Raw genomic sequence first — 7,058 nt, forward strand, 5'->3', positions numbered from 1 at the left:
TGGCGGTCATGGCAAATCCTCTGGGGTACGTGTCAGTGCGTGGTTTACCGCGTCGGTCAGGTCTGGTTGCGTAAGACGTGTCTGTAATTGCCCGAGGAATTGACCCTCGCACACCAGGAACAACGCGGGCAAATGAAAGATCTGGTAACGTTCGACCGCGCCACCGTTGTGCCCGGCATCCACCCAGCACAGTCGGTCCACCGGCAAGCGCCAGCCCGGCAACTGCTGGCGCGCCCAGCGGCAACTGGAACAACCGACACTGGTAAACACTACCAGCGAACACCCGGGCAATCCCAGCAGTTGCTGGTCGATATCCAGGTCGGTCAATTCCAGTTCCTTCACTATACTGCTGCCACTGCCGTCCATAAGACGGTGTTCGGAGTCCGTGTACATGGGTCGTTTTTTACCTCACCCTGATGATGTCGCTGTCGAGTTGATCCAACGTCCGTCTCCCCCCTTGCCCCGCCAACGCCTGCGCACTATCGGCCGCGGCGGCATCGCCTGCAACTGGCCGCGTGCCTGGCGCCCTGGCACCGCGGTCGACCTGTCGATCCCCTCCCTGGGCGCCACCGCGCGCTATCCGGGCTATGTCGCGTGGTGCCGCAAAGGGCAAGCCGGCTATCGCATCGGCATCAGTTTTACCGATGAACATGCCCTGTTCGGCGCGCGCATGGGTGAGCAAGTGTGCCAGATCGAGCGCTACTGCCGCCTGCACGAAACCGCCGAGCTCACGGCCCAGCAACTCGAAGCCCTGGCCCACGATTGGGTGTCGCGCCACGCCGGCGAGTTCTCCCACGCGGCCGTTATGCAGCCAGCGCTGGATTAAAGCGGCCTTTGCCCATTGTCGCGGGCCCGTATTACGCGCTAAGGTTCCTCCCCCCTGCATCCAAATCATGCTGTGCTCCGCCGCACGGGGATGGCTGGCGGCCGGCACCCGTGACCCTGACGAGTAACACGATGGCTGATTTACCGATCAATGACCTTAACGTTGAATCCAACGAGACCCTGATCACGCCCGATCAGCTCAAGCGCGAAATCCCCCTGAGCGACGCTGCCCTGCAGACCGTCACCAAGGGTCGCGAAGTCATCCGTGACATTCTCGACGGCACCGACCACCGCCTCTTCGTCGTCATCGGGCCTTGCTCGATTCACGACCTCAAGGCCGCTCACGAATACGCCGAGCGCCTCAAGGTGCTGGCGGCGGAAGTGTCCGACACCTTGTACCTGGTGATGCGCGTCTATTTCGAGAAGCCGCGTACCACCGTCGGCTGGAAAGGCTTGATCAACGACCCGTACCTGGACGACTCGTTCAAGATCCAGGACGGCTTGCATATCGGTCGTAAACTGCTGCTGGACCTGGCGGAAATGGGCCTGCCCACCGCGACCGAAGCGCTGGACCCGATCTCCCCGCAGTACCTGCAGGACCTGATCAGCTGGTCGGCCATCGGCGCCCGCACCACCGAGTCCCAGACGCACCGCGAAATGGCCTCCGGCCTGTCCTCGGCCGTGGGTTTCAAGAACGGCACCGACGGCGGCCTGACCGTGGCGATCAACGCGCTGCAATCGGTCTCCAGCCCTCACCGCTTCCTGGGCATCAACCAGGAAGGCGGCGTGTCCATCGTCACCACCAAGGGCAACGCCTACGGTCACGTGGTGCTGCGCGGTGGCAACGGCAAGCCCAACTATGATTCGGTCAGTGTCGCACTCTGCGAACAGGCGCTGAACAAGGCCGGCATCAAGCCAAATATCATGGTCGACTGCAGCCATGCCAACTCCAACAAGGACCCGGCACTGCAGCCGCTGGTGATGGAAAACGTCGCCAACCAGATCCTCGAAGGCAACCAATCGATCATCGGCTTGATGGTCGAGAGCCACCTGAACTGGGGATGCCAGGCCATTCCAAAAGACCTGGCCGACTTGCAGTACGGTGTGTCGATCACCGACGCGTGCATCGACTGGGCCGCTACCGAGAACACCCTGCGCAGCATGCACGCCAAGCTCAAGGACGTATTGCCCACACGCAAACGCACCTGAATCAGGCACACACAAAAACGCCGGGCTAAACCCGGCGTTTTTTTATGGCTGTTCGTTCACAGCTTGGCGGCATGGCGCTGGTGGCGCTCCATGTAGCGCTCCACATAGGAGCAGGACGGGATGACCGTATAGCCTGACTCTTCGGCGAACTTCAACGCCTCTTCGGTCAACGCAGCCGCAATACCACGCCCACGCAACGCGTTGGGCACGAACGTGCGATAGATATCCAGGGTCTGTTTCCCGAGGTCCATATAGGTCAGATAGGCACGATGACCGTCCACATTGGTCTCGAACTGATGACCAGCCTGGTCATGGTGGATGGACAACGCCTCGCTCATCACTACTCCTCGCGGGTCTTGAATATTGACCCTACCTTACCGATGTTTTTCCGGCGAAGGAACATCTACGCCACCCCGTGCCGGTTTCGACAACGAGAAAACCCTGAGCGCTCACACCTGCACGCAGGGAATAGTAGGCACCAATTCAGCAATTGCTCAAGGCACACTCGTCATCCCCTGCCACGGGCGGATTATTAGAAAGGGCCTCGATCAACCGGTGACCGAACGCCTGAACATTGCCGGCAGTTGCAGCTTGAGACGAACTGACGCTGTTAAAGTCACCTCTAGATGAGCGAAAGATACCCGTTGCGGTACGCGCAAGCGCAACGCAAGTGCCCGTCTGGATATATAACATTTCATCTGCTTACAAGGCTCGAGGCATGCGGGCCGGCGCTTTCAGCCTGGATCCAATCTTCAGCAGGATGAAAAAACCCGTCTGGTCTTTATACAAATCTCCCACAGATTAGCCAAAACAGATTCGGTACCAGAATTTTTTTTGCTTCTTGCGCAACGTCAGTTTACTTACTACAAGTAATGGGTAGTATGTACGCCGGCTATTTGCTCACTCTGAGACAGTAGTCATCTAATAGAAAGTCCTTGAAGGGGAACACGATGAACAACGTTCTGAAATTCTCTGCTCTGGCTCTGGCCGCAGTTCTGGCTACCGGTTGCAGCAGCGTCTCCAAAGAAACCGAAGCGCGTCTGACTGCAACGGAAGATGCAGCAGCTCGCTCCCAGGCTCGTGCAGACGAAGCCTACCGTAAAGCTGATGAAGCGCTGGCTGCTGCTCAAAAAGCACAACAGACTGCTGACGAAGCTAACGAGCGCGCTCTGCGCATGCTTGAAAAAGCAAGCCGCAAGTAATAATCCTTCGGGGTTGTTATCAAGCCGATCCATTTATGGGTCGGCTTTTTTTTGCCTGAAATCTGCTGAGCTGGCCGCAGCCATCCGCACCAGCTTTATTGAAAATCAACCGGCGCGCTGGACACCACCGGAGCGACGCCAGGCACACCGATTTCAGTCGGCAAGCCATCTTCCGCCGCCACCACATCACGCACCTGATCCCAGTTCACCCGCAGGTTGTTGGCCAGGTCTTCACGCTTGAGCAGGGCATTGATCACCGCCGTGTGCTTGTCGACCACCGAGGGCGTGCCATCGTCGTTCAACGGCGTATGGGCTTCGAGGTAGACCTTGCCGCCGGCGCTGCCGAACTTATAGGCATCGTTGATGATACGCACCGACGTGCCGACCGGCACCATGCTCGCCATTTCCAGCACATTGTTGTTGAACATGCGGAAGCAACCGTGGCTGGTGCGGGTGCCGATACCGAATTTCATGTTGGAGCCATGGATCAGATAACCCGGTGTGCCCAGGGTGAACTTGAACGGGCCCAACGGGTTGTCAGGGCCGGCAGGTACTACGTTGGGCAGCGGGTCACCGTTGGCGGCATGTTCGGCCTTGATCGAGGCCGGCGGTGTCCAGGTGGGGTTCGGCGTCTTCGCGATGATGCTGGTGTGGGCAATGGGCGACCCCCAGCCTTCACGACCAATCCCCAGCGGGAAGGTGTAAACCACGTCCTGCCCCTTGGGGTAATAGTAGAGCCGATATTCAGCCAGGTTGATCACAATGCCTTCGCGCGGGCCCGGCGGCAGGATGAACCGTGTCGGCAGCACGATATCCGTACCCGCCCCTGGCAACCAGGCATCGACGCCCGGGTTGGCGGCGACCATTTCCGAATAGCCGAGGTCGTACGTGGTGCCCAAGTCGGCAAACGTGTCTTCGTATTTGGCCTTGATCACCTGGACCTGACCGACGATGTCCTCACCGGGCGGCGGCAAGGGCAACTGCAAGGCTGACGCCGGACCGGCCGCACAGAGCGCAGCGAGAGACAGGCAGCAGGTAACGACGGAAAGGCGCGACAACATCCGGAAAATCCTTCGCAGAACGACGGTAGGAAAAAACTGATTGTATACGTCAAGCGAGTGCCTGGCATCAAGCCGGCCGAGCTAGAGCTCGAAGCGCAGCTCCGGCCAGATCGGCGGTGTGCCGCGCTTTTGCGATTCCAGAATGGCCCTGCATAACGGGCACAGGCGCTGGTCCTGGAAGATCGAACGATCCACCGACGACCAGAGCGGTTGCGCCGGCAACAACGTGCCGCAGAGCGTGCGATCAATCGAGCCGCCCAACTCCAGTTGACGCGCCACCAGATGCACTCGCACTTCCTGGCAGGCGAACAGATCCAGCTGCTCGTCAGGCTCGATCAGTTGGTAGTTGAACAGGGACCAGGCAGGACGCGACATCAGGGGCTCCAAATCGGGGGGGCGCCACCTTAGCCGAAAGCCTGCCGGTAGAAAAGCGTCATAACAGCGGTTTGAGCGTCGGCCAGACATTTTCCAGCAACTTGCCCTGGCCGGCGACTGCCGGGTGCAGACCGTCCGCTTGCATCAAGTCAGGATGACCACCCACTCCCTCGAGAAAAAACGGCACCAACGGGACCTTTTTTTCCTCTGCGACCTCGCCGAAGACCTTGGCGAACGCGTCGACGTACCGCTTGCCATAGTTGGGTGGGATCTGCATGCCCAGCAGCAGCACCTTGGCACCGCTGTCCTGGGACGCCTGAATCATCGAGGCAAGATTTTGTTTCAATTGCGCCGGCGGCTGACCGCGCAGCCCGTCGTTGCCGCCCAACTCGATCACCACCACATCCGGTTTATGCGCTGCAAGCGCCGCCGGCAACCGCGCGAGGCCTCCGGCGCTGGTGTCGCCACTGATCGACGCATTGACCACTTTATCGTCAAAACCCTCCTGTTTGAGCCGCTGCTCCAACAGGGCGACCCACCCTTTGCGGGTATCCAGGCCGAAACCGGCACTGATACTATCGCCAACGATCAGGACTGTACCCGCCGCTGCGTTCTGGGCCATGCACATCAAGGCCAGGCCAGCACTCAAAAACCACATTCGCATCGGATTCTCCATGGGCGCAAGCATTCTCACCGCGCGAAACCTCAGCAAAGTGGTTCCCAGCGCGGAAGGTGAACTGACTATCCTGCACGAACTGAGCCTGGAACTGAACAAGGGCGATAGCCTGGCTATCGTCGGCAGCTCCGGTTCCGGCAAATCCACCCTCCTCGGCCTGCTGGCCGGCCTGGACCTGCCCAGCAGCGGTGAAGTCACCCTGGCAGGTCAAGCCCTGAGCAGTCTCGACGAAGACCAGCGCGCGCGCATCCGTGCCGAACACGTGGGTTTCGTATTCCAGTCCTTTCAGTTGCTCGACAGCCTCAATGCGCTGGAAAACGTCATGCTGCCGCTGGAGCTGGACGGCCGCAAGGATGCCCGCGAGCGCGCCACGCACCTGCTCGAACGCGTCGGCCTCGGCAAGCGCCTGACCCATTCGCCACGCCAGCTTTCCGGCGGCGAGCAGCAACGCGTGGCGATTGCCCGTGCATTTGCCGCCGAGCCTGACGTGCTGTTTGCCGACGAGCCCACCGGCAACCTCGACAGCCATACCGGCGAGCGCATCAGCGACCTGTTGTTCGAACTCAATAAAGAGAGCGGCACGACCCTGGTATTGGTCACCCACGACGAGCGCCTGGCCCATCGCTGCCGACGCCTGATCCGCCTTGAAGCCGGCCTGATGGTCGCGCCCCTGGAGCCTTGATGGCACGCCTGCCGCTGTTACGCCTGTTCAGTCTTGCCATGCGCCAATTACTGCGCGATGCCCGCGCCGGCGAATTGCGTGTGTTGTTCTTCGCCCTGCTGGTGGCCGTAGCCGCCAGCACCGCTATCGGCTATTTCGGCGCACGCCTCAACGGCGCCATGCTGTTGCGCGCCACCGAGTTCCTGGGCGCGGACCTGGTACTTGAAGGCAGCTCGCCAGCCCGCCCCGAGCAAATCCGATCCGGCACCGAACTGGGCCTGGATCATGCGCGCATCGTGGAATTCTCCAGCGTTATTGCGGCCGACAACGGCATCCAGCTTTCCAGTATCAAGGCAGTCAACGAGCAGTATCCGCTGCGGGGCGAGCTCAAAAGTGCGGGCGAACCCTTTGGTACCGAAACCCCGGGCGGCGGCCCCAAACCCGGCGAAGCCTGGGTGGAAGCACGGCTGTTGACAGCGCTGGACCTGAAGGTCGGCGACAGCATCGACGTCGGCATGAAAACCCTGCGTCTGGCGCGCGTCCTGACCTACGAACCCGACCGCGCCGGCAATTTCTACAGCCTCACGCCCAGGGTGATGATCAACCTGGCGGACCTGGACGCCACCGGCGTGGTCCAGCCTGGCAGCCGCGTAAGCTATCGCGAACTGTGGCGCGCCCCACCCGGCAGCACGGCGCTGCAAACCTATCGCGACCTGGTCAAGCCGGGCCTGGCGGCCAACCAGCGCCTGCAGGACTCGCGCGATGGCAACCAACAGATTGGCGGCGCCCTGGGCAAGGCCGAGCGTTACCTGAATATGGCCAGCCTGGTGGCGGTATTGCTGGCGGGCGTGGCCGTGGCGCTGTCGGCCAACCGCTTTGCCAGCCGCCGCTTCGATGCCAGTGCCCTGCTGCGCTGCCTGGGGCTGTCACGCCGCGAAGCCATGTTGCTGTTCAGCCTGCAACTGAGTGTGCTGGGCCTGCTGGCAAGCCTGACCGGCGCTGTCCTCGGCTGGCTCGCGCAATTCGGGCTGTTCTACTTCCTGCACGAT

The 7,058-nt window shown here is 61.0% G+C and carries 10 protein-coding genes; 5 read left to right on the forward strand and 5 right to left on the reverse strand.

Annotated elements, in window-relative coordinates:
* Positions 1-6 precede the first annotated feature (6 nt).
* Positions 7-393: a thioredoxin gene (locus BFP96_RS20715; RefSeq protein WP_065894680.1), complete on the reverse strand. Its 387-nt coding sequence runs from the start codon at positions 391-393 to the stop codon at positions 7-9.
* On the opposite strand from BFP96_RS20715, the gene BFP96_RS20720 reads away from it, so the two are divergent.
* Both BFP96_RS20720 and BFP96_RS20725 read left to right on the forward strand, forming a co-directional pair.
* Entirely contained in the window at positions 392-826 is a 435-nt protein-coding gene (locus BFP96_RS20720) for a PilZ domain-containing protein (protein WP_065894678.1), read from the forward strand. The genes BFP96_RS20715 and BFP96_RS20720 overlap by 2 nt on opposite strands.
* Before the next feature lie 131 nt (positions 827-957).
* Positions 958-2,034, forward strand: coding sequence for a 3-deoxy-7-phosphoheptulonate synthase (locus BFP96_RS20725; RefSeq protein ID WP_065898067.1), 1,077 nt, complete (start codon positions 958-960; stop codon positions 2,032-2,034).
* A gap of 56 nt (positions 2,035-2,090) precedes the next feature.
* Here the strand turns inward: BFP96_RS20725 and BFP96_RS20730 are convergent, their stop codons facing one another.
* Entirely contained in the window at positions 2,091-2,372 is a 282-nt protein-coding gene (locus BFP96_RS20730; protein ID WP_003233387.1) for a GNAT family N-acetyltransferase, read from the reverse strand.
* A 612-nt stretch (positions 2,373-2,984) separates the two neighbouring features.
* On the opposite strand from BFP96_RS20730, the gene oprI reads away from it, so the two are divergent.
* Positions 2,985-3,236 (forward strand): outer membrane lipoprotei OprI, encoded by a 252-nt coding sequence (gene oprI / locus BFP96_RS20735; protein ID WP_003172710.1) that lies wholly within the window; start codon positions 2,985-2,987, stop codon positions 3,234-3,236.
* 95 nt (positions 3,237-3,331) lie between these two features.
* Here oprI and BFP96_RS20740 read toward each other — a convergent pair whose 3' ends face one another.
* The 3 genes from BFP96_RS20740 to BFP96_RS20750 form a co-directional block, all read right to left on the reverse strand.
* Complete coding sequence (locus BFP96_RS20740; protein WP_065894674.1) at positions 3,332-4,297, reverse strand: L,D-transpeptidase family protein; 966 nt, start codon at positions 4,295-4,297, stop codon at positions 3,332-3,334.
* Between the two features lie 81 nt (positions 4,298-4,378).
* Entirely contained in the window at positions 4,379-4,672 is a 294-nt protein-coding gene (locus BFP96_RS20745; RefSeq protein WP_057722836.1) for a hypothetical protein, read from the reverse strand.
* A gap of 58 nt (positions 4,673-4,730) precedes the next feature.
* Positions 4,731-5,336: an arylesterase gene (locus tag BFP96_RS20750; RefSeq protein ID WP_065894672.1), complete on the reverse strand. Its 606-nt coding sequence runs from the start codon at positions 5,334-5,336 to the stop codon at positions 4,731-4,733.
* A gap of 10 nt (positions 5,337-5,346) precedes the next feature.
* On the opposite strand from BFP96_RS20750, the gene BFP96_RS20755 reads away from it, so the two are divergent.
* Both BFP96_RS20755 and BFP96_RS20760 read left to right on the forward strand, forming a co-directional pair.
* A complete protein-coding gene (locus tag BFP96_RS20755) occupies positions 5,347-6,030 on the forward strand; it encodes an ABC transporter ATP-binding protein (RefSeq protein WP_065885127.1) in 684 nt (227 codons plus the stop codon).
* Positions 6,030-7,058 (forward strand): ABC transporter permease (locus BFP96_RS20760; RefSeq protein ID WP_139113429.1); only part of this gene is annotated, 1,029 nt, incomplete at its 3' end. The genes BFP96_RS20755 and BFP96_RS20760, both read left to right, overlap by 1 nt.

It is taken from the genome of Pseudomonas sp. 34 E 7 (assembly GCF_900005715.1).
In the GTDB taxonomy this organism is placed as follows: domain Bacteria; phylum Pseudomonadota; class Gammaproteobacteria; order Pseudomonadales; family Pseudomonadaceae; genus Aquipseudomonas; species Aquipseudomonas orientalis_A.